The organism is Neobacillus kokaensis (assembly GCF_014656545.1).
Taxonomy (GTDB): Bacteria; Bacillota; Bacilli; order Bacillales; family Cytobacillaceae; genus Neobacillus; species Neobacillus kokaensis.
The window spans coordinates 86,957-109,109 of sequence record NZ_BNDS01000008.1; the positions used below are offsets into that span (position 1 = coordinate 86,957).

Sequence of the window (22,153 nt, forward strand, 5' to 3'; positions counted from 1 at the left end):
AAAAAGGACAGATTCGCCGAAATCTGTCCTTCTACTGAAAATCAGTAACATGTTCCTTCTGCAAACTAGTAACCGCTTGAAACAGAAGTTAGTACGATAATTAATAAAATGAACAATACTACAATTAAAGTGAAGTTAAAGGAAGAACCATATCCGCCTGAATATCCATACATAAACTATCACCACCTGTCATTATTTCGGGATATTAAATTACATCCCACTATTAAGATATTTTTTTGTAAAAAACTTGATTGGACAAATTCATAATTATTATGATAAATCAGCAATTCCACTATAAAACTCCATTAAATATCTATCTGGGGTTGGAAATTTCAAGGTTTGTATCAGGCCTTCTTCCCTTATTATGTGACTGGTGAAATGAAAAGAAGCGTATCAAACGAACGATACGCTTCTCCGGAGGTGCAATACGGCTGCAGGCTATGGTGAGAGAAATCTCTGTCTCTCAATGATAAAATATGCATAAAGAATAAAGATGATTGGACAAGCGTTGATTTCCAAAAAAAATATTTTAATAAAACATTAGACCTTTATACTGCAGGATCGCTTAACCAGATGTCCAGAACAGTCTTCCGCCATCAAGTGTTTTAATGAAACAACAAAAAAGCCAATTTCTCTCCAGAGAAAAGTTTTTTCAACAGGCTAAACATTTTTTAATAGTTAGTCGATAATACTAGCGGAACTTGTTTTTCTCCAAAGTAAGTCTAGTATTATTTCACCTGAGCTGTCCTTTTACCGGCAGCTCATTTTATGAAGTAAATGAACCATAAAAAAATGCGTGAATCCTTTCTGGATTAACGCATCGTTTGTGAAAGAAACTATCTCATTAAAAATGAATTGTCCTTTTTACCCATTCGCAGCATGTGGATCCATGTACATAACTTCCCAATAATGCCCATCCAAATCCTGATAGCTCCTGTAACACATGAAGCCATGATCGCTAGGGTCGCTTGTTTCTTTACCACCTGCTGCTATCGCCTTATCTACTATTTCGTTTACTTGTTCCCTGCTTTCAGCGGATAGAGCGATAATAACTCCTGTCGTTTCGTGGGTATCAGGTAACTCCTTTTTCGTAAACGTTTTAAAAAAGGACTGGACCAACAGCATCGCAAAGATATTCTCGCCTATTATCATACAGGCTGCCTTTTCATCAGTGAATTGAGGGTTGAATTCATATCCAATTTGCTTATAAAACTCCATTGACTTTTGTAAGTCTTTCACCGGCAAGTTAACAAATATTTGATTTGATTGTACTCCCACTGATCATTCCTCCATTTTTTAAAAGTTCTCATGAAACAACTGTTTATTGACCTTTCTCCATCACGGCAAAATAATTATTTTCATCATCCGCAAAGTTGAACACCTCTGCCAGAAGGCATGTTTACGATCTCCCCAACGGTGACGTTCTTATTTGATAGGTTTTGATAAAGATTATCGAGATTGTCAGTAAAGAACATTAAGGAAGGTGTGCCAAGATTCAATTCAGGGCTCATCTTAGCGATTAGGGCTTTGTCGTGAAGAACAATACTCGTCTCAACATCATTTGCCGGTGCGATTTCAATCCATCTCATTCCCTGACCGTTATTTTCGTCCGCTTTCATGACAAATCCGGCTTTTTCTGTCCAGAATGTAACCGCCTCATCCTGATTATTGACATACAGCATAATCTGACTAACTACATTAATCATTTTTTACCCTCCCTTATTCCATTTTTTCCCTTATAGGATTTCACTATCTGCGGTAATCATCCAGGATACACCATATTGATCTTGGACTTCTCCGTAATAGCCAAAAGGCTGCAGTTCCAGAGGGAATCTCACATTTCCTCCTAATGCAAGCTTTTGAAATGCTTCCCTGGCCTCTGCTTCGGTTTTGTAGGATATATTCAGCAATACATCGCTTCCATCGGGGGTGGATTTCATGGTATCCGCCATGAAAATGGCATTACCATCGGCTATAGACAAACATAAATGGATCACTTTGTCCTTAGGGTCTCCCTGTTCACCCATTACTTCGCCATGTGTGATAATCGATACAATTTCCCCGCCCAGCGAGCGGGTATAAAACTCTGCCTGAGACCTTGCATCCGTCGATAATAAAAATGGCGTTAATGTTCCCATAATAACCTCCTTTCATTTTTGATTTGCATCACCTTATATATCAATATTAACATTTTCAGAATGTTTTAATTTCTTATGGATTGCTATCTTTTATGCGTTGAAGGAAATTATCCATTAATCTCGGAATGGAAATGAGAATTGGCGGGTCATCGAGTTGAGCTGCACGGAGATGTAGTTCTTGGTGTGGGACTTGTACATTCCCAGTAACCAGGATGGGACCAGTCGGCTTATACCTTAATGTTGTATGGGGAACCAGGAAGTTTTGGGCTTTCATTCCCCATGGAACAGAGGTTGCAAACAAATAATAAAGTCCAGGTTTAACATTATGAAACTGAAATTCTCCAAGGAAAAAAAGGAGTGTCCCATAAAGGGGAAGGCCTTCCGGAATGGGTTTTGGAAATAAGCCGACTAAGATTACCCCTTCAAACTCTTCTTCCGTAAAGACGGTTCCATTAACGGATAGGAAGCTATTCACACTATGTTGAAGTTTTGTTTCTCTTTCCAGCCCATGCAGAGAGTTCAGTAAGTTTTCAGCCTGCTCCTGGGTATTGCGGAAATAGGCAGGCGTCACGCCGTCACTTTTGCTAAACCGGGTAGTAAACGTTCCTAAACTTTGTTGTCCGATCTCTAAACTAATATCCCGGACACTCATATTTGTGTTTAGCAATAACTCCTTTGCACGCTGCAGCCGCATGGAGGAAACAAAATATAAAGGCGAAAGGCCCGTTTCTTCTTTAAAAATCCTGCTAAAATGATAGGGACTATACGATACATGGCTGGCCAATATGTCGAGTGTGATATGGTCATAAAGGTGTGTTTGAATATAATGAATGGCCTCTTTCATTTCAATTTGTCTACTCATTGCTACTCTCACCTCTGCATCCATCATTAAATAGGAGCTCACTAATTTGATCAAGTTTGACTACTAATATCTAATCCTTATGGTCTTGTCGTGGGAATTGTTTATATATCGCATATAAACCATACATTAATACTAATATATTTAAAGGAAGTGTAGCTAAAGAATATGACCAATCAGTAGTATACACCCACCAGCCAAAAAAAGTAGAATCAAGAAAATAACAGATAATGCAAACAGCCTTTGGAATGGATATCTTTTTTCAATTAAGAACGTACCAGCCACCAGTAAGCCGTAAATAATGGCCATACCTAAAAGTAACAACCACCCGTTCCATTTAAAAAATGCAGCTGCACCTAGTGCCAATAAAGAAACCATAATAATAAAAAGCAGCACATTTTCTTTTTTCAACCAACCTACCTCCCCCACCTCCATACATAAATCAACATATTATTCTAAATTTTAGAAACATTTACTGTAAAGAAAAAATCCCTTCTCGTTCGAAAGGGCAATCTCGGGTTTACTTAAAAGATACAGCAGCTAGTGCTGCCTCATTAGGTTCACCTATACTACTTGCATAAGTCATTACATAAATATTCCACAAAGATTCCCTTTAGCCAATCGATAAAGGAGACCTTTGTGGGATTTTATGGTAAATTCGTTTTGTTCTAATGAATATTACGCTTTCTGAAATTACCACCCTTCACTTCTGCTACATCATATACCGTTACAAAAGCTTCTTCGTCAATTTCATTAATGATTTCTTTTATTTTGCTATCTTCTAAGCGGTTAATGACACATGTAATTTCCTTAAATTTTTCTTTGGAATATCCGCCAAAAACTTCATTGTACGTTGCACTTCGACCTAAGCGCTCGCGTATAGTCTCCACCATTAATTCCGGCTGAGTGGTGATAATTTTAAAGGTTTTGGAGCCGCTTAACCCTTCTTCCACGATGTGAATCACTTTAGAAGCAATATAGTAAGCGATCGCCGACAGTATCGCCCCTTGAAGGCCGAATACGATAGAAACAAAAATAAAGACAAACAGGTTTAAAAAAAGAATGAAATCACTTGTCCCAAACGGTAATTTTCTGGCTAGCAGCACAGCGAGCATATCAATACCATCTAATGCACCGCCATTACGTAAGGCTACCCCCATTCCAATACCGAGGATAATACCGCCAACAACCGTTATTAACAGGGTGTCCCCTTCAATAATCGCCGGCATATCGTGCATGAGACTTGTACCAACAGCTAGTGAAGCGATGCCGATCATCGAATACATAGCAAAGCTTTTGCCAATTTGTTGATATCCTAACCAAATAAAAGGAATATTAATAATTCCAATAAGAACTCCTAATGGTAAGCCAAATAATTCGGAACTAACGATACTAAGACCCGTCACGCCCCCATCAGATACATTGTTTGGGATTAACACCGTTTCTAGTCCGTAGGCTGCTATAAATCCCCCAATAATGATGGCCAATCCTCGTAGTATCATTTTCAGTGTTTTGCGCTTTTGCTTATTGATGCTCCCCATATCATTCCTCATTTCATACGTTTTCGCTTATTTAAGATTATCATAAAAGCATTCGATTCCTTAGAATAACAGCTCGTCTCCTTCTATTGTTTTTTCAAGATAGTAATAAAATCCCGTTATTTTTATGATGACCATGTACATAATTATTAATAGAAACTGCAATAAAATTCCATTAATCCTCTAGTGTTAGAAATTTTAAGGTATCATATTTATTTATGCTCTAAAGGTCTGATCAAATAAAAAGAAGCGTATCAAACGAACGATACGCTTCTCTGGAGGTATCCCAATGTGCAGGAGGTGCCATACGGCGGTGCAGGCTTATGGTGTGAGAGATCTCTGTCTCTCTATGATAAAATATGCATAGAGAATAAAGATGATTGGACAAGCGTGGAATATCAAAAAAATTATTTTAATAAAATATTATTTCAACAATTTATGCTCAATCGTTCGGTTTTCCTGTTTAATCCAAATCGGTAAATAATACATTCTTATTAGCCCAACTCTTTAAAACATCTTTACACCTATTCACTGTAATTTTTAAAATCCAGGTTTTATAAGCCGATTCATTTCGAAAGGTATCCATTTTTTCATAACACTTAAAAAATACATCTTGTGCCACATCTTCTGCTAATCGCCTTTTTTTAGATAAGAATAAGCCACCCTGATTACATCATTTCCATATGTTCTCATTAGCCATTTTAAAAATAAATTGCATACAATTCCCCATCAAAGCCATTATATTTTCCACTTCGTTCTTTACCACCAGAAGAAAAACCAACGATTTCGCCTTCATTATTTCCGCTGCATATACGACATAATACCATTTAATAAACCCTTCTTTTTGAACTGCCTGCTTCCCGTTGGTGGGATAAGAATACGTGCTGCCAGTAACAACGCATTATTAAACGAAAGCTACCCGTTTGTACAATAAGTACATACCTTATTCGGAAAAGGTAACAATACAATTCATTAGATAAAGACGTAGAGAGGTGTATTTAAAATGAAGAAGATACCAATCGCTTTTATCCTATCTCTTTTTCTTATTTCTTGTTTTCAAGCAACAACTGCTTTATCAGATCAACCTACCCAAGACTCTAAAGAGCTTAGGTTACAGGATATGCTTATGAACTTGCTTTCTCCTTATATTGATAAAGATTTACATAACTATTATTATCCAAAGATTTTTAGTGATTTCTCACCTTCTGTTGCTCCCTGGAAAATTGAAGTGATTGAAACAAAAAGAGTAAATGGTTTCCGTGGTTTTATTTTGGATATCACCTTTGAAATTGAGCCAACCGATGGTGGACACTGGGTTTCAATAGGGAAGGACCGAATGACTTATAGAATTTCTTATGGTCCAGAGGTGAAATTGATTAATCATACTCACTTAGCTACATATAAATATCCTCCAGAATAATGGCATAATTATATCTCCTTATAGAACTATTTTGACATTTAGCTCAATAACAAAAGGCTGCCGTTTGTGGCAGCCTTCTTTTCTTTAAGAAATGCACCCTCTAGTGTAAGTACATTATTTCACAATCTTGACTTTAAAATGGAGCTGCTGAAAATCAGCAAACTCATTTTGGTGAAAATTTCCTATTTTTAATAAAGGGAAGATTAATATTCCCTCATCCCCACCCCCATAATTCCTTAGAAACTCCAATATTTTAGGTTTCATCTAGGGAATATGATTAAAATGAAATCAGGGAATTATACAATGCAATTTATTCTGTTCAAATCGCAAAGTTTTGTGTGGCCCTTAAACTTTCACTAATAAAAAATTATAGAAATTAATAGACACTTCAGATGAATTTAATCTCTCCTTAATAAAAACTAAAAGTCATTATATTATAGTTGATTTTGGTGATGAAAATAGGGCTTTGATAATAATGGTTACCAAAAAGGAGATGAGTTTTTGTCAAAAAATTTATCAGCTACTGAAAATACCGTACTGCAAGAACCAGTTGTAAAACAATTGTTTAGCAAGGTGCCAGAAGTAACTATTTTCTTCTGGATCATTAAGATTTTATGTACAACTGTTGGTGAAACGTTTGCCGATTTCCTTAACTTCAACCTTGGATTTGGATTAACTAACACTACAATCATTATGGGAATAGCATTTTTCATTGTGTTGTTTCTTCAATTTAGAGCAAAGAAATACGTTTCAGGCATTTATTGGACAACGGTTGTGCTTATAAGCGTGTTTGGAACGTTGGTAACAGATAATTTGACTGACGGTATAGGTGTACCTCTCGAGATAAGCACAGCCGTTTTTTCCGTACTTCTAGGATTAACTTTTCTATTTTGGTATCTAAGTGAAAAAACACTCTCGATACACTCAATCTTTACAACAAAAAGAGAAGTATCCTATTGGCTTACCATACTTTTCACATTTGCACTCGGAACTGCAGTCGGTGACTTATATTCCGAACAACTAGGGCTTGGTTATCTTAATACTGGATTAACTGTAATTATTATCCTATCCTGTATATTCTTAGCGTGGAAAATGAAACTTGATGGTGTACTAGCATTTTGGATTGCGTATATTTTGACTCGTCCTCTAGGAGCATCATTAGGAGATTTCCTTTCCCAACCAAAAGTTAATGGCGGGTTAGGGTTGGGTACAACTGTGACTAGTGTCATTTTTCTTGTAGCTATCTTAGCAATTATAGTTTTTCTTGCTGTTACAAAAATTGATATACATGCAAAAAGCAAAACAACAAAAACAGGACGACCTAATGGAAGCAAAAAAAATGTTATGAATCAAACCATTGCGGCACTGTGTATTTTCTTAATTGTTGGTATAGGCGGTTATATGTGGAGAAGTAATTCTATAGCATCGCAAACAGTTTCTTCACAAGCTTCATTAGGTAGACAATTAACAGGATTTATTAAAATTGAAAATGATATGCTAACGGAAGTAAACTCAAATAACTTTAGTTCAGCTAAAACAAGTGCGGATGATTTAGAACATCAATGGGACACATCAGAAGCTAAACTTAGAAAGATCGATGGCACCACATGGACTAAATTAGATGGTACGATTGACGTTGTATTAGCAGCTGCTCGTTCGGCCAATCCAGATGCCAGCAAGTGTAAAGTTGCACTAAACAATTCACTCAGCGTCCTAAACACCGCAAATAAATTATCAGTAAATGCTTCTTCAACAACATTAGTTGGACAATTAACTGCTTTCGCTACAATTGAAAATACTATGCTAAAAGATGTTAACTCCAAAAACTTTTCTTTAGCGAAGAAAAGTGCGGACGATTTGGAACATCAATGGGATTCAGAAGAGCCTAAACTTAGGAAAATAGATGGTACCACTTGGACAAAAATTGATGGAACCATTGACGTAGTGTTGGCTACAGTTCGTTCATCAAGCCCTGATGTCAGCAAGTCCAAATCTGCACTTACCAATTCGCTCAGTATCATAAATATTGCAAATGAATAGAAAATTCTCAGGAATCGCAAAAGCGGTTCCTTTTTTTATGAGACAACCCCATTTTAATTGTCAAAAGCGAAAAAGCCATAGTTTAAGGCTTTTAAAGAATGTAACAGATTATACTTAAACAAACCTGCCAGTTTGTTTAAGTGTAATACTATAGTGGCTCCTCATGTTTCCAAATGGTCTGCTATAAACAGCTTACTTCCCGCATTACGAATAAGTCCAAAAGAAGTCGCAGCCATTGGAGACGGACCCAATGATATAGAGATGCTTCGTCACGTCGGAACTGGTGTCGCAATGGGAAACGCTGCCGAAGAGATTAAAGTAGCAGCTGATTTCGTTACAGGACACCACGAAAATGATGGATTAGAATTTATAGAACGTTATCTGCTTAAATCATACGAATCAATTGTGGTTTAGGGTTATTTTAAAATAAAAAAAATGACAGTTGTGGTCTATTTTGTTAGATTCATACCTGTCATTTTTTACATTATTGGAAGAAGCCTTTGTTTTTTATTAAATTAATTTATAATATCCACAAACAACCTGTCCTACGGCTTTTGCGGCTACTAACAGGGCGTCCTCGTCGATATCGAATTTTGGATGGTGGTTAAAGTATGGTTTTTCGACCCCTTTTGGTGTGCAGCAAATGTAGAAATAGCACGCTGGGAATTTTTTTGCATAGTGTGCAAAGTCTTCTGATGGAGATAATTTAGGGAATTCCTTTACCTCTCTAATGTCTTGATCCTTTGCATTTTTTAAAAATCCAGCTACCCTCTCGGTCAATTCCGGATTGTTATATAATGGTGGATAATCCGGTGTATAGGTGAGTTCGCAGGTTACATTAAATTCTTGTTCAATGCCCTTGGCGATGCGGCGGATTTCTTGTTCAATTAATTCCCGTGATTCATCTGTGATGGCACGAACGTCGCCTTCTAGTTCTACGCTGTCTTTTATCACATTGAATGTCCCTTTTCCGTCGAACGATCCGATGGTAATAACCCCCATATCAAATGGGTTTAAGCGGCGGCTGACGACCGTTTGAACAGCTGTGACAAAATGGGCACCTGCGACGATGGCATCATTTGCTAAGTGCGGCGATGAACCATGTCCGCCCACACCTTGAACCTTTAACTTAAAGTAGGCACGGCCGGGAAATACGTAGCCGCTGTTATAGCCGACAACACCCGCTGGTCCCATTGGCAGTAAATGAATCCCGAAAATATTGTCTAAATCGTCCAGTAATCCAGATTGAATCATGCCGATCGCCCCACCAGGCGGCACCTCTTCTGCTGGTTGATGGATGATTTTTATTTTTCCAGGAATTTGATCCTTTAGTTGAATCAAGCAGTCAGCCAGAATCATTAGGTAGGCGGTATGTCCGTCATGTGCACAGGCATGCATGACGCCTGGGTTTTTCGATTTGAATGGCACATCTGTTTCTTCAAAAATCGGAAGCGCATCGAAATCTGCCCGCAGCCCGATCGTTTTTCCAGGCTTGCCGCCTGTAATGGTCACGATCAAGCCATGCCCGCCGCCAACATTTTTATCCACTTCGACATCTTTACCTTTATAAAACTCTTCAATATACTTGCTTGTATTTTCCTCTTGAAAGGATAATTCAGGGTGTTCATGAAGATATCGACGAATTTGAATCATTTCTTCTTTCCGTTCTTCTAGCATTTTCATTAATTGCTCTTTCATATCGATTCCCTCCATTTACTGCGTTCACTTTGTTTATTATGGCTAATTCAACCATTAACTAGCCTTTTTAGCGAGTACTTGCTGATGCTCTTTTCCTGCATTTTTCGGAACCATGACCACGATGGAAAGGAGGGCCACTATTCCGAAGATCACGTTGACGATAATGCCGGCTGTTGCGGCCACTTCCACACCGCTGACAGCTGTGATGGCACCATAGACAGCAGCTGAGATCGCCACACCGAATGCCCCGCCAAGTGAACTTGCCATTTTGTAAACCCCTGCCGCTGCCCCAACCTTATCGGAAGGCGCATTTGATACGGACGTATCTGTCGATGGAGTGGCATAGATGCCAAGTCCTAGACCGAATAAAGCAAAACCGATGAACACCATAACTGTATAAGCAATGCCTGGTAAGAAGGTAAGACCCATAAGTGCTACACCAATCGTCGTGATGACGGTTCCCCAAATCATTGGCGATTTAGCCCCTGCTTTTTGAAGAATTTTCTCGCCGACACGAATCATCGCTAAAACGGCAACCAGGTAACCAAGTGAAAGCATTCCTGATTGGAAAGCGGTAAATCCGCGGCCCACTTGGACATACGTATTGGCCACAACTAATGTACCGGCAACGGCATTTAATAAAAAGTTAGAATACGTTGCACCGGCATATGGTTTATTTTTAAATAAAGAGAAGTCGATTAAAGCAATTGCATTGTTTTTTTCCACTTTCACGAATACAATAACGCCGATTATGGATGCAGCCAAACAAACGAGCGTAAGAGCGCTTGTCCAGCCCCAATCTGCGCCGCGCGTAATGAACAGGTTCAAAGCTAGCATCGTGATAATCAATATAACTAAGCCTGCCACGTCAAATTTAAATGCGCCTTTTGATTGTGCTTTACTTTCTGGCGTATCTTTAATAAGCAGCATCCCAATAACAGCAAAGATAATAGAGAAGATGAAGATCCATCTCCAGCCCATATAGGTGGCAATTGCACCGCCAGCGAACGAACACACGCCTGAGCCGCCCCAAGAACCGATCGACCAGAAGCTTAGTGCGCGCTGACGTTCCGCTCCTTCAAAATACTCCTTCATTAAAGCAATCGTTGCCGGCATAATACATGCCGCTGAAATCCCTTGAATAATACGGCCGATAATGAGAAGCAGTGCTCCCTGAGTTATAACAAGGAGAAGGGAACCAATAATACTCAATATGAAACCAATATAGGTAATCTTTTTTCGTCCAATTTTATCCGCTAAACCACCGGCACCTACGATAAACATGCCTGAGAATAATGAAGATAAACTAATTGCAATATTTATTGTCCCAAGTGAAATCCCTAAATCAGATTGTACAGCCGGCACCACGTTCACCATGGCTTGGGCAAACAACCAAAAGGTAATAACACCGAACACAATTCCGGTAATCAATTTATTTGTACCTTTATAAGTCTCCATATAGTTACCTCCTAGAATCTTTCTTAAACAACACCGGCGCTTAAGCATCTTTATTATAAAAAATGACCCCTTAAAAAAGGAGTCATTTTTTATCCGATATAGGTCATTTAGCAGGTGTAATTCTATACTTGTAAATTATCTAAGCAAAAATGAACGGTAAATTTTTTACACAATGACTTTTCTTAGTTCAAAAAAGTGAACGGCATTAATGGTTAAGTACGAATAAAACGACCATTCCCCTTCAATCATTTCATCAAATACTTCTAAAGACGGCTGACTGGAATGGGTAATGTAATCAATAATCTCAGCGTCCATTCCAAATTTACTGTTATTTTCCCGCCAGCTCTTGTAAAGGGCACCATGGTCCTTATCAAACACATATTTCCGGATTTGATATTCCCCGCTTGGAATCCCTTTGACTGTCACGCGCACTTCTTTCATTAATTTTTGTGAAAAGGTTTCTTCGATAGAAAAATAGGGATTCACAATCTTGTTGTTCATTAACACAATCTGATAGCCTGTTTCATTTTCCGTCATCACATGATCTGCACCCTTTGAGATGACGTTTCCTTGCAGCCTGTTGAAAAAGGACATCGCGTAATAGGCCGGCCGCTTCCCTTTAAAATAATGAAACAGCTCCATTCCTTCGAGTGGAATATTCCTTCCCCCCACCATTCTTTCATGTACCTCGGTATTAATCCAGAAACCAAGTGATTCCACATCATCTGCGATTGTAATCGCATCATTCAATATGAGCGCCCCTCTGAAAAAAATCCCATTCGTATACCGCGTATTACCCGAAAAGGAACTCCACGTAATCAAATGGAGCGGTTTTTCGATTGCATGGCTTTTTAAAAAGTGCTTTAATTTCTCGGTTTTATTTTTAATAAAATCTTTCGCTGCTAGATACTGATCATCGATGATATCTTTAAAATCGACCATTTCATTGGAGCTAGCCTGAAATGCGATAAAATCAAGTTGCTCTTGCTTGCGCAGCATCCATTTATGTTCATCATCTGTTGTTCCTGTTTGAAAGGAAAATGGTAATAGCACGCCAACTTGAATCGAAGGAACCATTGTTTTTAATAGCTTGTACAACGTTGCATAGAAACACTGTACCTGTTCGCTATCCTCATCATTTGCGGAATACATAAAACACCAGGAGCTGACATACCTCTCCCCAAACACCTGCAAGCAATGCCTTAAAAAATGTTCTAATTTTTCAAGAAACGCCTGTTCATCTGCGGCTATTTCTTTGTACGCTATGTACGTAAATAAGGATAAATCATGGGTCTTCATAAACTCGATGATTTCATCCGCATTATAGTAAGGTGATGTTGTCGGGATTAATTCATCCGTTTCGACTGCCGTTGGGATCGTCCTGCCGCTTAATAACTGATGAATCCCGATATATTTGATGTTCAACGCCCTTTTCGCTAATAACACCTGTGTCCGAACGTTTACCTTTTGCAGCTCTCGGAGTTCACCTATCGCTAAAATTTTGTATGGATGGTTCAATTTTTTCCTGCCTGAAGAAGTTACGTCAATCTTCAATTCCTCGAAGTGGGTTTCTGTATTACTAAAGGCTGCGGTATCATCCCCATCAGATAGATACACACCTAATTTCATGATAATGTCAGGGGATTCCAGCAATGTCTCCGAGCCATCCAATTGATAACTTTTTACGACATCCACTTGTTCCTGGGCGTTCTTTTCGCGAAACGCATGCGGTGTCTCGCCGTATACCTCTTTAAATAAATTGGTAAACGACTTTGTATTAGGAAAGCCATTTTTCATAGAAATAAAGGTGATGGAATCCTTGGTATACAGTAAGTCCTTTACGCTGTGTTCCAGGCGAAGATTCATTAAATAACGGCTGAACCCAATCCCTGCATGCTGTTTAAAATAACGCGAAAAATAACTGGGTGACAGATAAAAATGGGCCGCTACATCCTCTAATGTAATCGGTTCGTCAACATGCTGCTTGATATAGGAAATCATCTCTTTTAAGCGCTGATCCTTGACATCCATTTCTTCCACATGGCTGCGTTCCCCTTTAAATCTCAAAATGAGCGTCAGCAAAATTTTGCAGATTAAAATATGCACCTCAAGCTGGGAGTCCTTTTCATGCCGGCAATAGGTAATCAGCAGCTCCGCAAGAGATTTACGCAGCTCCGCCATAATATTTTCTTTCCCGCGATCAATCTGCTGCGAAAATAAATGAAAATGATACTGCCGGTACTCCTCATAATATTTGGAGATAAAGGTATCCGGAATGCGTACGATTAAAACCGTGTTATTCTTTACAGCCCGCACTTGATACAATTGATTTCGGTTAATCACCAGCAAGTCATTTTCCCTCAGATAATAAATGCCGCTATCCATTTCCACTACTAATTCACCATCAAGAACAAGAAGAATCTCAACCCCCGGGTAGATTCTTGACGATAAAAATTCAATGTTCTGCAATGACAATTGATAGTCTTCTGTGTGATCCAATGGTGTACCCTCTTTTCTGGTTTTGATTATCGGTCCCGGCTTTCTTGTTGGTTACTTCATATATTAATGGAAGTGCTTGGCAAAGTGCAAAAATTGGCTGGGGGCGGCGGGGCTGGATTGCGTTGCTAGACTACTTAGATGAAGGCTACTTCCCTTTTTGACAGTAACTAGACGGACTCTACTTGATGTCTGCGATGCATTTTTCCTTTTTGACGGTAACTAGACGGGCTCTACTTGATGGCTGCGATGCATTTTTCCTTTTTGACAGTAACTAGACGGAGGCTACTTGATGTCTGCGATGCATTTTTCCTTTTTGACAGTAACTAGACTGGCTCTACTTGGTGGCTGCGATGCATTTTTCCTTTTTGACGGTAACTAGACGGCTTCTACTTGGTGTCTGGGATGCATTTTTCCTTTTTGACGGTAACTAGACGGGGGCTACTTTATGGCTGCGATGGATTTTTCTTTTTGACGGTAACTAGACGCCAGCTAATTGGTGTCTAAGATGGATTTTTCCTTTTTTATGGTAACTAGACGCCCGCTACTTTATGGCTGCGATGGATTTTTCCTTTTTGACGGTAACTAGACGGCCGCTACTTAATGTCTGGGATCGATTTTTCCCTTTAGACAGTAACTAGACGCCCGCTACTTTATGCCTGGGATGAATTTTTCCTTTTTGACAGTAACTAGACGGGGGCTACTTGGTGGCTGGGATGGATTTTTCCTTTTTGACAGTAACTAGACGGGCTCTACTTGATGGCTGCGATGGATTTTTCCTTTTTGACAGTAACTAGACTGGCTCTACTTGGTGGCTGGAATGCATTTTTCCTTTTTGACGGTAACTAGACCGTCTCTACTTGGTGTCTGAGATGCATTTTTCCTTTTTGACGGTAACTAGACGGCTTCTACTTGATGGCTGGGTTGGATTTTCCCTTTTTGACGGTAACTAGACGGGCTCTACTTGATGGCTGCGATGGATTTTTCCTTTTTAACAGTAACTAGACGGCCGCAAACTTGATGTCTGCGATGGATTTTTCCTTTCGCACGGTAAGTAGATGCCGTTCTGGACCGAACTTCGCTTCAAAAAATCTATTTTCCTTTTTCTAACACCAATCCCGCCAGTTTTAAGATGATTATTTTTGCACCCGCATCAAACAATTCATTGTACAATGAAAATAAACATTAGGCCGAATAAGGTAGGGATATGCGATGAAGGATTACCATTGCTGCGCGACATGCCGGCATTTTAAAGTGGAGAAAACTGCTGACGGTGCGAAATATTTCTGCAGCCGGTTAGGCTATGAAACCAAGACGCATTATAAATTTAACTGCTGGAGCCCTAAGGAGAATGTCGTGAAGTTAATGAATAAGGGGAAAACGACCGATCATAATTGAAAGCAGCTAACGGGACGGTATCATCCGAAAAGCGCGCCAAAATCGATATGAGAGTTAATCGAATTGAACAGTTATTGAAATCTTAAAAGGACGGATCCTTTAAAAATTTTTAAAAAGTATCAGACAGCCGAACAGCTGGCTGTCTGATACTTTTTATACATTAAACAATTCTTCCTTTACCCGTGCGAATCGGCGCAACGGAGATTCCGGTTGTCTCTTCAAAATCATACAAACTGGTGGGTATGTCTGTGAAACGCTCTAGTTCGTTATAGGCAGGAATTCCGTGGTAGGACATATCCAAACCTTCTTCTTCCTCCCGTTCACTTGCCCGGAAGCCTACCGTCATTTCACAAACCTTCGCGATCACCGCGCCGCCAACAATTCCCCAAACAACGACTACTACGGCCCCTAGTACTTGAATTTTTAAAAGAGAAAAATCGCCCGTTGTCAAAAGACCTTGTGACGTATCGAACAATCCAACTGCGATTGTGCCAAATACTCCGTTGAAGCCATGAACCGCCACCGCTCCCACTGGGTCATCTACCTTTAAATTATCGACCAATAAAGTTGCGTAAATCACGATCACGCCGCTGATAACCCCAATTACAATGGCACTCCATTGAGAAACAAAGGCACAGCCAGCTGTGATGGCAACAAGTCCGGCCAAAACTCCATTAATCGTCATACTCGGATCTGCTTTCCCGAACTTTTTCATTGTTAGGAACAGGGCAGCTGTACCGCCGCTTGCCCCGGCTAGCATCGTATTCAGGGCGATCGATGCCAGGTTTGAATTTGACGCATCTAATGTACTTCCGGCATTAAACCCAAACCAGCCAAACCATAATATAAAAGCACCGGCTGAAGCCAACGGGATATTACTTGGCGCAAACACATTGGCACTTCCGTCTGAATTAAACCGGCCTTTTCTCGGGCCTAACCGTTTGGCCATCGCGAAAGCCGCAAAGCCGCCTACCGCATGGATGGCACCGGAACCGGCAAAATCCTTCATCCCCAATTTCGCCAGCCAGCCGTCATTGTTCCAAATCCAGTGGCCTGAAAGCGGAAAAATAACGGCACAAATCAGGGCGACTGTGACGATATATGCCTTAAAATTCATTCTTTCCGCAACCGCACCAGATACAATTGAAACACAAGCTACGGCGAATCCCATTTGGAACAGGACAAAGGCGGCACTCGGCAATTCAATGGACATCGCCATTTTTTCCGGGCTTCCAAAAAGAGTAGTGCCAATGATTCCAAAGGCATCTTTGCCGAACATAATCCCGAAGCCCGCTATCCAAAATGCTAAAGCTCCGACTGTTAAATCAACAAAAATCTTCATCGTGACATTGACGGCATTTTTCGTTCTCACAAAACCAGCTTCCAGTAAGCTGAAGCCGCCTTCCATAAAAAGCACCATGGCCGCAGCCAGCACAATCCACACGGTATTTATATACATTAGCTCCATGATTGTTCGTCCTCCCTATTTATCAAGTCATCAATATCCTCGTCGGCTTTTCCTGTTCGAATGTTATAGGCTTCTAAGATCGGATAAACGTATATTTTACCGTCGCCGTCTTCTCCCGTTTGGGCAGAAGCGACGATTTTCTGAATCGTCGGCTCCACCATATAATCCGAAAGGACAATCTCCAATTTTATCTTTGGATGGAGCGTGACTTTATAATTTTTCCCGCGATAGACACCCTGGCTGTCTTTCTGTTTTCCGCGCCCCACCACCTGGGATACAGTAAAGCCTGTAATCCCAATACTTTTAAGCCCCTTAATCGTCTCCGTTAGCTTTTGAGGTCTGATAATCGCTTCTATTTTCTTCATGTCAAACTCCCTTCTGACGCTATATGGTGATTCTTGGTTTTTATGCTCACCTGTGAACAAACCCTTTAAAGGGGGATTTCAGCTAATTGGTAAAGCAGCGGATTCTAAGTTGGAAAGCGTCCTGTGTTGAATTAAAAAAATCTATGAATGTATTTTATTCCTTTATAATTAATCTTAACAATATCAATTTTTCATAAAATTAATCTATTTTTGAGATTAATTAAGGTTAAGCGCTTTCCTTTTTAAAAATAAAATTCAAAAAGGCTGCCGATTTGCATTCTTCGGCAGCCTTTTTCTCTTATTTATATTTTAGCCAATCACTAAATTTTTAAGGTCAGTCTTTAAGTCTTCCATTAGTTGTTCGAGGGTGAGTTCTCTTTCGTTTCGGCCTTTGTCATATGCCTTTTTCACGATCGCTGTGAAAGCGGCAATCTCAGGGCTTTGTTTTGTTTCCTCCTTCTCCAATTCAAAATCCTCCTAAAGTTATAATGTCATATTTTACTATAAGGAAAGATGCTTGTAAATCTATTTCCAGTTAGAAAATTGTTGAAATTTTATGAACAGCGTCGAAATGCCATTTAAAATTGGTTTTTTCCGGACATTTCCCTGTCGGCTTTCTGCAAAATTTCCCGGAAAATTACACATTTTTGCAAAACCTTCCCCAAAACGCTAGCAATCTATGATAAAATATTGGAAAAGTAAAGGAATTTGAGGTGATTTGTCAAGTGAAGAAAACTATTGTTCGGACGTTGTCGACTGCCGCGCTGCTTTCAATTGCATACGCCGGCTCCGCACACGCCGCTACATACAAAGTTCAAGAAGGCGATTCTTTATCGAAGATTGCCAGCAAATATCATACGAGCGTTGCTCAAATAAAGAAACTCAACGGCTTAAACTCAGATCTCATCCACATCAACCAAACTCTTCAGGTTTCCGCCGCTGTTAAACATACCCAAGCATCCAAGTCAGCTACCTATACAGTTGTCAAAGGCGATGCCCTAGTTAAGATTGCCAATCGTTTTGATGTGACCATTGGCGAACTCAAGCAGTGGAACAAGCTTAACAGTGATATGATTTATATCGGACAGGTGCTGAAGGTATCTAATAGTTCAGGTTCAGCCATTACGACAGCGTCTAAGAAACCAGCTGTGGCAAAGCCGGTGGTAAAACCAGCTGCAGCCAAGCCTAGTGCCAAACCTGCTGCATCTAAGCCGGCTGCAAGACCAGCAGCCACTGCTGTATATACCGTGAAGAGCGGCGATTACCTCGGAAAAATTGCCGCGAAGTATGACACGTCTGTAGCGAGCTTAATGTCACTGAACGGTCTCAAATCTGATTTTATCCGGGTCGGGGATAAATTGAAGGTGCCTGCAAAAACGGCTCCACAAGCAGCAGCGAAACCCGCGGTAAAGCCTGTGACGAAGCCAGCGCCGCAAGCTCCAGCGAGACCAGCAGCACCTGCTGAAAATCCGGGGAAAACAGCCAATTATCGTGTTGTGAGCGGTGACACCCTCGGCAAAATTGCCGTACAATTTGATACAACCATTCAGAACGTGAAGTCGCTGAATAATCTTACTTCCGATATAATTTATGTCGGACAAACATTGAAGGTGCCTAGTCAAGCTGGCACGTCCAAGCCGACTGAAGCTGTAGCGAAGCCAGAGAGCGTTGAACAGCCGTCTAATGCTGCTCTCTCTCAAAAGGCAATTTCCATTGCGAAGGATTTAATCGGAGTCCCATATGTGTGGGGCGGTAATACTCCTGATGGCTTTGACTGCAGCGGATTTATCTATTACGTGTACAAAAATTCCGGCAAGTCCCTGCTGCGTACTTCCGCTGCAGGCTACTATGCCCGCGCCTATTACGTTGACAAGCCACAGCCAGGCGACCTCGTCTTTTTTGAAAATACATATAAAAAAGGCATTTCGCATCTTGGCATTTATCTTGGCAACAATCAATTCATCCACGCCAGCGACATTGGCGTAGCGATTTCCAATTTGGATAATCCATACTACAAAGCACACTTTGAAGGTTTTAAGAGGTTTTATTAAGGATACCGAGCCAGTCCCTGCGACTGGCTTTTTTATGTTGCGTGGAAAAATTTAGCTATGTGAAAGTCATTGTGTGGGGAATTTAAGCTGCAGATATATTTATTAAATTGGAGATATCTAGCTTCAATTGGAAGATATATTATTGATTTTTTTAAAAAAAGGAAGTTAACTAACATGTGCCTGCCCTGACATCTGGATTGCAACTGAGTTTTTGGAGTGAATTCTACATAATCCAGGCATTTTTCTACATAATCTAGCTGTAATTCTACAATAATTGGAACAAATTAACTAACTTGTGCCAGCCCTGACATCTGGATTGCAGCTGAGTTTTTGGAGTAAATTCTACATAATCCGGGCCTTTTTCTACATAATCCGGCTGTAATTCTACATAATTCACTCCTTTTTCTACAAAATCCAGCTGTTATTCTACAATAATTGGAACAAAATGGATTACCCAACGACAAAAAGAGCTGGTGAACACGTTCGCCAGCTCCTTCTACTCTTATTTTTCCGCAAGTCCTTTAAACACTTCTACCGCTGTTTCGATGAGATCGTCCTTGAAATCATACTCGTAGCTGTGGAGGTGTGGATAGGTTTCTCCGTTTCCTATAAAACAGTAAGAGCCTTTTGTCAGCTTCGTGTAGTGTCCGAAGTCTTCGGAACCGCGGAAGGCTTCTTCCAGCTCGGCCATCGGAAGTCCTTTTTCTTGGCAGACCTGACGAATCTTGTCGCTGCTTTCCTTGTCGTTTGCCGTTTCCGGGAATTCGTCCTGGTATTCGAAGCGTACTTTCAAACCAAACTTCTCGGCTTCGGAACGGGCTAGATCCTCTAAATTTTGCTGCAGACGATCCAGCTCTTCCTCATAAAGGGCTCGGATTGTCATGCTGATGGACCCCTTGCTGGCATTGACCCCGAAAGCCTTGGCGCCGATGTCCACTTGAACAATTGTACAAAGCACAAGACCCTTATTTGCACTTGGATCGATCAATTCAGGAATCGCTTCGATAATTTTTGCAATCGCAAAGGATGGATTGATGCCCTTTTCCGGTTCACTTGCGTGCGAAGGAATACCTTCCATCGAAATCGTCATCCCCTTGGATGCACAGAGCGCCGTACCGTCTTTCACATACACAACACCGTGAGGGAAACCGCTCATATTATGCCAAGCGAAGATTTCGTCGATGTTATTTTCCTTGATGAACACCGCACATTCAGCTGCTCCGTCCCCTGTTTCCTCAGCATGCTGGAACAGGAAGAAGATGTTGTTGTCAGATCCCGTCTGTTCGATTTCCAACGCAAAACCTGCAAGTGTAGCTGTGTGGCCGTCGTGGCCGCATTTATGCGAAACGCCCGGGAACTGGGAACCGTATGGCAGCTCAATCGTTTCTTCGATCGGCAGGGCATCAAAATCAGCTCGGAAGGCAATATTTCTTTTTCCTACAGGGGAGTGATAAATGGCATAGAACCAGCGGCCCCTGTCGACAATTTCAAAGTTTGTGTTCGCTTTCAAAAATTCGATGACATGCTGCTTTGTCCACACTTCCTGGTTGGATAATTCCGGATGGGCATGAAGCTCATGACGCAGTTGGATGGCCAAATCAAGATTTTTCTTTTCCATTATGAGATCTCCTTTTGACTCTAAGCTGTCTTTAGATTTAGAACGGAATTCGGAATTCGGAATTTGGAATTAGGAATTTTTTTAATATACACAATAATCATTTTACCATAAAAGCTTGGGTTTATTAAAGTACTCTATGATTCTATTACTGGCGCTTTTTGCCAGATTCTGATAGGGATAGCCGCCCCCGCCATTGCTGTGTTGACATTAATAGGCAGCGATATTTTTAAAAAAAGACAGAGCGGCCGTTTTCCTGTATTTCTTTTCTCATTTACATTATAATTATTAAGAAAATTCGAATGATTTAACTGTAAGGAGAATAGATATGTTAAGTTCAGATTTAGATATTCGCTTAGAGCCCCGCATTAAAGAATTATATGAATTACATAAAGAACGTTCTGCCAATATTGACTGGAGCTATCACGAATTTATTCCATGGGACAAGGCCATGTCCTTTAAACGAGTCCCTTGGGATGAGAGCCAGGTCACGCTTCCAGAAGGTGTGATCACCGCGATTGAAACCGCCTTGCTGACAGAGGTCAATTTACCTTGGTACACGTCGCATTTGGATTATACATTTAAAAATTCGATGAAGGTCATCAATGATTTCGTCCATACTTGGACGGCTGAAGAGGACCAGCACTCTAACCTGCTTGAAACCTATTTATTGGTGACACGAAACGTCAATCCCGCAAGATTGCATGAATTACGAAAAAGTGTAGTAGAAAACGGCTGGTCGCCTGACTTCACTAACCCGCTGGCAACCATGGCCTATACTTCCTTGCAGGAATTAGCTACTCTCGTTTTTTATAATAATGTAGCGAAAATTGCGGCTCCATACGACAAGGATTTAGCCACCCTGCTTCGGCGTTTGGCGAAGGATGAAGCCCTTCATTATGCCTTTTATCGCGACACCGTGAAAGCGCATCTTGAACTAGATCCGAATTTCATTGTCTTTTTTGAAAATGTGATTATTAACTTCTCGATGCCGGGTGCCGTTATGCCAGACTTTGAAGATCGAATGAAGGTCATTGCAACAGATGCAAATTATGGCCCGCTGCAATACTTTGACCAAGTATTGGATGCCGTTGTGACGTATTGGGATATTGCGAACCTGCAGCCTACGAGTGAAGAGGCCAAACAAGCACAGGCAAATATATTGAAATATCATGGGCGTTTAAAAAGAATTCACGAGCGCTATCAAGCAAAAAACTAAAAGGCAGAGGTTACGAATCATGAAAACAAACTGCGAGCTATGCGGAAAAGAAACGAATGAGAAAGTCAGCTATCTAGAAATTGAAACGTGGGAATTTGATTTTTTAAAAAAAGAGAAAAAAGATTACTACTCTATTTGCTTCGAGTGTTTTGACAAACATACCAATCATTTTATTGATCAAGATACCCAACATGAATCGCGAAAAAAACGGTCTCAATCGGTGAATAGAGAAATTCAAGAAGAAATCGAGGCTATGCTGGGAAGCGAAGGGTAATGCCTTCTGCGGCAGGAACGGCAATATGTGCAATTCAACATTTCTGGGTATATCCAAAAGGTTATTCTATGGGACAAGACTTGTTGACTTCCACATGAAATTGTCCCATAGACCTT

At 40.4% G+C, this 22,153-nt stretch carries 21 protein-coding genes and 2 pseudogenes; 7 read left to right on the forward strand and 16 right to left on the reverse strand.

From position 1 onward, the window contains the following. Window positions 1-65: 65 nt before the first annotated feature. From IE222_RS11255 to IE222_RS11295, 9 genes and pseudogenes are all read right to left on the reverse strand, one after another. On the reverse strand, window positions 66-173 hold the full coding sequence (locus IE222_RS11255; RefSeq protein ID WP_191272794.1) for a YjcZ family sporulation protein: 108 nt from the start codon (window positions 171-173) through the stop codon (window positions 66-68). Between the two features lie 691 nt (window positions 174-864). After that, window positions 865-1,278 carry a VOC family protein gene (locus IE222_RS11260; RefSeq protein ID WP_191272797.1) on the reverse strand — a complete coding sequence of 138 codons (414 nt, stop codon included), beginning with the start codon at window positions 1,276-1,278 and terminating at the stop codon, window positions 865-867. Between the two features lie 43 nt (window positions 1,279-1,321). Next, window positions 1,322-1,706: pseudogene (locus IE222_RS11265) on the reverse strand (VOC family protein). 30 nt (window positions 1,707-1,736) lie between these two features. Next, a complete protein-coding gene (locus IE222_RS11270; RefSeq protein WP_191272798.1) occupies window positions 1,737-2,138 on the reverse strand; it encodes a VOC family protein in 402 nt (133 codons plus the stop codon). 73 nt (window positions 2,139-2,211) lie between these two features. Further along, window positions 2,212-3,000: a helix-turn-helix transcriptional regulator gene (locus IE222_RS11275; RefSeq protein WP_191272800.1), complete on the reverse strand. Its 789-nt coding sequence runs from the start codon at window positions 2,998-3,000 to the stop codon at window positions 2,212-2,214. A gap of 156 nt (window positions 3,001-3,156) precedes the next feature. Beyond that, window positions 3,157-3,408 (reverse strand): hypothetical protein, encoded by a 252-nt coding sequence (locus IE222_RS11280; RefSeq protein ID WP_191272802.1) that lies wholly within the window; start codon window positions 3,406-3,408, stop codon window positions 3,157-3,159. Window positions 3,409-3,665: 257 nt separating this feature from the next. After that, window positions 3,666-4,538, reverse strand: a complete 873-nt coding sequence (locus IE222_RS11285) for a YitT family protein (RefSeq protein ID WP_191272999.1) — start codon at window positions 4,536-4,538, stop codon at window positions 3,666-3,668. A gap of 460 nt (window positions 4,539-4,998) precedes the next feature. Beyond that, a complete protein-coding gene (locus IE222_RS11290) occupies window positions 4,999-5,121 on the reverse strand; it encodes a hypothetical protein (protein ID WP_240009770.1) in 123 nt (40 codons plus the stop codon). Between the two features lie 121 nt (window positions 5,122-5,242). Further along, window positions 5,243-5,335 (reverse strand): annotated as a pseudogene (locus tag IE222_RS11295) (GNAT family N-acetyltransferase); the annotation flags it as partial. 203 nt (window positions 5,336-5,538) lie between these two features. Here IE222_RS11295 and IE222_RS11300 point away from each other — a divergent pair. The 3 genes from IE222_RS11300 to IE222_RS11310 all read left to right on the forward strand — a co-directional run bounded on the left by IE222_RS11300 (window position 5,539) and on the right by IE222_RS11310 (window position 8,409). Then, window positions 5,539-5,955, forward strand: a complete 417-nt coding sequence (locus tag IE222_RS11300; RefSeq protein WP_191272804.1) for a DUF3888 domain-containing protein — start codon at window positions 5,539-5,541, stop codon at window positions 5,953-5,955. A gap of 501 nt (window positions 5,956-6,456) precedes the next feature. Beyond that, entirely contained in the window at window positions 6,457-7,995 is a 1,539-nt protein-coding gene (locus IE222_RS26905) for a COG4705 family protein (protein WP_370465037.1), read from the forward strand. 132 nt (window positions 7,996-8,127) lie between these two features. Beyond that, the gene (locus IE222_RS11310; protein ID WP_223282657.1) at window positions 8,128-8,409 is read left to right on the forward strand and encodes an HAD family hydrolase; all 282 of its coding nucleotides are present in this window, start codon (window positions 8,128-8,130) and stop codon (window positions 8,407-8,409) included. 96 nt (window positions 8,410-8,505) lie between these two features. Here IE222_RS11310 and IE222_RS11315 read toward each other — a convergent pair whose 3' ends face one another. From IE222_RS11315 to IE222_RS11325, 3 genes are all read right to left on the reverse strand, one after another. Then, complete coding sequence (locus IE222_RS11315) at window positions 8,506-9,693, reverse strand: amidohydrolase (protein ID WP_191272806.1); 1,188 nt, start codon at window positions 9,691-9,693, stop codon at window positions 8,506-8,508. Window positions 9,694-9,747: 54 nt separating this feature from the next. Next, window positions 9,748-11,151 carry an MFS transporter gene (locus IE222_RS11320; RefSeq protein WP_191272808.1) on the reverse strand — a complete coding sequence of 468 codons (1,404 nt, stop codon included), beginning with the start codon at window positions 11,149-11,151 and terminating at the stop codon, window positions 9,748-9,750. A 165-nt stretch (window positions 11,152-11,316) separates the two neighbouring features. Then, the gene (locus IE222_RS11325; RefSeq protein WP_191272810.1) at window positions 11,317-13,650 is read right to left on the reverse strand and encodes a helix-turn-helix domain-containing protein; all 2,334 of its coding nucleotides are present in this window, start codon (window positions 13,648-13,650) and stop codon (window positions 11,317-11,319) included. A 1,209-nt stretch (window positions 13,651-14,859) separates the two neighbouring features. On the opposite strand from IE222_RS11325, the gene IE222_RS11330 reads away from it, so the two are divergent. Next, window positions 14,860-15,045, forward strand: coding sequence for a hypothetical protein (locus tag IE222_RS11330; protein WP_191272812.1), 186 nt, complete (start codon window positions 14,860-14,862; stop codon window positions 15,043-15,045). Between the two features lie 160 nt (window positions 15,046-15,205). Here the strand turns inward: IE222_RS11330 and IE222_RS11335 are convergent, their stop codons facing one another. The 3 genes from IE222_RS11335 to IE222_RS11345 form a co-directional block, all read right to left on the reverse strand. Next, window positions 15,206-16,513, reverse strand: a complete 1,308-nt coding sequence (locus tag IE222_RS11335; protein WP_191272813.1) for an ammonium transporter — start codon at window positions 16,511-16,513, stop codon at window positions 15,206-15,208. After that, window positions 16,504-16,878: a P-II family nitrogen regulator gene (locus tag IE222_RS11340; protein ID WP_191272815.1), complete on the reverse strand. Its 375-nt coding sequence runs from the start codon at window positions 16,876-16,878 to the stop codon at window positions 16,504-16,506. Before IE222_RS11340 ends, IE222_RS11335 begins: the two co-directional genes overlap by 10 nt. Before the next feature lie 309 nt (window positions 16,879-17,187). Further along, entirely contained in the window at window positions 17,188-17,343 is a 156-nt protein-coding gene (locus tag IE222_RS11345; RefSeq protein ID WP_191272817.1) for a YwzD family small protein, read from the reverse strand. A gap of 560 nt (window positions 17,344-17,903) precedes the next feature. On the opposite strand from IE222_RS11345, the gene IE222_RS11350 reads away from it, so the two are divergent. Next, window positions 17,904-18,929 carry a C40 family peptidase gene (locus IE222_RS11350; protein ID WP_240009769.1) on the forward strand — a complete coding sequence of 342 codons (1,026 nt, stop codon included), beginning with the start codon at window positions 17,904-17,906 and terminating at the stop codon, window positions 18,927-18,929. A 502-nt stretch (window positions 18,930-19,431) separates the two neighbouring features. Here the strand turns inward: IE222_RS11350 and IE222_RS11355 are convergent. Beyond that, window positions 19,432-20,547: a M20 metallopeptidase family protein gene (locus IE222_RS11355; RefSeq protein ID WP_191272820.1), complete on the reverse strand. Its 1,116-nt coding sequence runs from the start codon at window positions 20,545-20,547 to the stop codon at window positions 19,432-19,434. Window positions 20,548-20,872: 325 nt separating this feature from the next. On the opposite strand from IE222_RS11355, the gene IE222_RS11360 reads away from it, so the two are divergent. Then, window positions 20,873-21,763 (forward strand): acyl-ACP desaturase, encoded by an 891-nt coding sequence (locus IE222_RS11360; protein ID WP_191272822.1) that lies wholly within the window; start codon window positions 20,873-20,875, stop codon window positions 21,761-21,763. Window positions 21,764-21,782: 19 nt separating this feature from the next. Further along, window positions 21,783-22,037 (forward strand): hypothetical protein, encoded by a 255-nt coding sequence (locus IE222_RS11365; RefSeq protein WP_191272824.1) that lies wholly within the window; start codon window positions 21,783-21,785, stop codon window positions 22,035-22,037. Window positions 22,038-22,153 lie beyond the last annotated feature (116 nt).

Excerpts from the sequence above, each read along its gene's own strand:
- IE222_RS11255 (WP_191272794.1), bottom strand. The coding sequence starts at position 173 with ATGTATGGATATTCAGGCGGATATGGTTCTTCCTTTAACTTCACTTTA.
- IE222_RS11270 (WP_191272798.1), bottom strand. The coding sequence starts at position 2,138 with ATGGGAACATTAACGCCATTTTTATTATCGACGGATGCAAGGTCTCAG.
- IE222_RS11275 (WP_191272800.1), bottom strand. The coding sequence starts at position 3,000 with ATGAGTAGACAAATTGAAATGAAAGAGGCCATTCATTATATTCAAACA.
- IE222_RS11285 (WP_191272999.1), bottom strand. The coding sequence starts at position 4,538 with ATGGGGAGCATCAATAAGCAAAAGCGCAAAACACTGAAAATGATACTA.
- IE222_RS11290 (WP_240009770.1), bottom strand. The coding sequence starts at position 5,121 with ATGGATACCTTTCGAAATGAATCGGCTTATAAAACCTGGATTTTAAAA.
- IE222_RS11300 (WP_191272804.1), top strand. The coding sequence starts at position 5,539 with ATGAAGAAGATACCAATCGCTTTTATCCTATCTCTTTTTCTTATTTCT.
- IE222_RS11315 (WP_191272806.1), bottom strand. The coding sequence starts at position 9,693 with ATGAAAGAGCAATTAATGAAAATGCTAGAAGAACGGAAAGAAGAAATG.
- IE222_RS11320 (WP_191272808.1), bottom strand. The coding sequence starts at position 11,151 with ATGGAGACTTATAAAGGTACAAATAAATTGATTACCGGAATTGTGTTC.
- IE222_RS11330 (WP_191272812.1), top strand. The coding sequence starts at position 14,860 with ATGAAGGATTACCATTGCTGCGCGACATGCCGGCATTTTAAAGTGGAG.
- IE222_RS11335 (WP_191272813.1), bottom strand. The coding sequence starts at position 16,513 with ATGGAGCTAATGTATATAAATACCGTGTGGATTGTGCTGGCTGCGGCC.
- IE222_RS11340 (WP_191272815.1), bottom strand. The coding sequence starts at position 16,878 with ATGAAGAAAATAGAAGCGATTATCAGACCTCAAAAGCTAACGGAGACG.
- IE222_RS11355 (WP_191272820.1), bottom strand. The coding sequence starts at position 20,547 with ATGGAAAAGAAAAATCTTGATTTGGCCATCCAACTGCGTCATGAGCTT.
- IE222_RS11360 (WP_191272822.1), top strand. The coding sequence starts at position 20,873 with ATGTTAAGTTCAGATTTAGATATTCGCTTAGAGCCCCGCATTAAAGAA.
- IE222_RS11365 (WP_191272824.1), top strand. The coding sequence starts at position 21,783 with ATGAAAACAAACTGCGAGCTATGCGGAAAAGAAACGAATGAGAAAGTC.